At 55.5% G+C, this 1,421-nt stretch carries 1 protein-coding gene; it reads right to left on the reverse strand.

Features of this window, described 5'->3' with window-relative positions:
* Positions 1 to 299 precede the first annotated feature (299 nt).
* Positions 300 to 1,322: an IS110 family transposase gene (locus CWI66_RS17435; protein WP_016914199.1), complete on the reverse strand. Its 1,023-nt coding sequence runs from the start codon at positions 1,320 to 1,322 to the stop codon at positions 300 to 302.
* Between the last annotated feature and the right edge of the window lie 99 nt (positions 1,323 to 1,421).

The raw sequence follows: 1,421 nt of genomic DNA on the forward strand, positions 1-1,421 counted from the left end.
CCTTATATGGACCCGTCCCGTTGAGCAAGCAAGCCATGAGATGGACACGGATGAGGACTGCACGCTTATATCCGGCCTTTGATGATAGCGCTGCTATCTGGCCCTGATGGAATGCGCACTCTCTGCTCTTAATCTCCCACGCGGCCTCTCATTGGGCCTCCGAGCTTTACAGAGTGACAGAGAGTCGGTCTTACCTGTGTGCCATCAATTGTCTTACTCACGCAACCTCGGGTGTGCTTACTTCACACAACAATATGACTTTTTTCCAAGGGCCTCGTCGAGGCAGCTGCCTCACTTTTCTATGCTTGATAAGTGCGTTGATGCGCAAGGATCGACCAGCAAATTCGCGCCATTTTGTTCGCCAGGGCCACAATCGCCTTACGCTGACCTACCCGTGCCGCCAATCGGATGATCCATTGCGCCAATCGGTCGGGGTGCTCTTGACGTTGAAATTGCCTCAACGCCGCTCTCGCTCCATGAACCAGTTGACGGCGCACCTCGCTATTGCCGCGTTTGGTAATGCTTTTCAGGACGTTCTTGCCGCCACTTGAGTACTGTCTTGGCACCAGGCCAATCGAGGCGCTAAATTGCCGTCCATTGGGGAAGCGCCGGGGATCCCCCATATGACTGAAGAGCAACGTGGCATTGACTGGACCAATGCCTGGCACACTCATCAGCTGCTTCACGCTGGGCGTGGCCTGGACATACGCGCCGAGCCGTTTATCGTATTCGGCGACGCGTGTGTCGAGTGCTTGCCACTCATCCAGGAGGTCATGCATGACATCGCATAAAGCCATACCCAGCTGAGTGTGACGCTCGTCGAGCAATCGGCGTATATCGCCTTGTCGGATGACGCGGTGGCCTTGGGCCACAATGATGCCAAACTCGTTTAACAGCCCACGCAACTCATTCCCAACGGCCGTCCGAGCGCGCACAAGGCGGCTGCGCACCCGGTGGAGGGCTTGTAGTGACTGTTGCTCCTGCGTTTTCACCGCCACGCGCCGTGTCGCCGGACGGGCTGCCGCTTCCGCAATACCGGCGGCATCACGCGCATCGTTTTTATGGCCTTGAATAAACGGTTTGACGGCCTGCGGGGGGAGCAGATGCGCCTCATGACCCAGCTGGCGGATTTCTCGCGCCCAATAGTGAGCGGAGCCACACGCTTCCATGGCCACGAGACAGGGTGGAAGGTTCGCAATCACTGTTCTCAACTGATCACGTTTGACCTTTTTGCTAAACACTTTATGACCACTGTCATCAACTGCATGAAGTTGAAAAACATGCTTGGCAAGATCAATACCCACAATGCTAATGTTGTTCATGGATGGATCCTCTTTCAAGATGCCGTCAGTGCCCTGCGCACGTTAGATGAAGTGCTTCTTCATCTTGGCACAGAGGGACGGGTCCATCCCATTTCCCAC

The organism is Halomonas sp. 141 (assembly GCF_002810305.1).
In the GTDB taxonomy this organism is placed as follows: Bacteria; Pseudomonadota; Gammaproteobacteria; order Pseudomonadales; family Halomonadaceae; genus Vreelandella; species Vreelandella stevensii.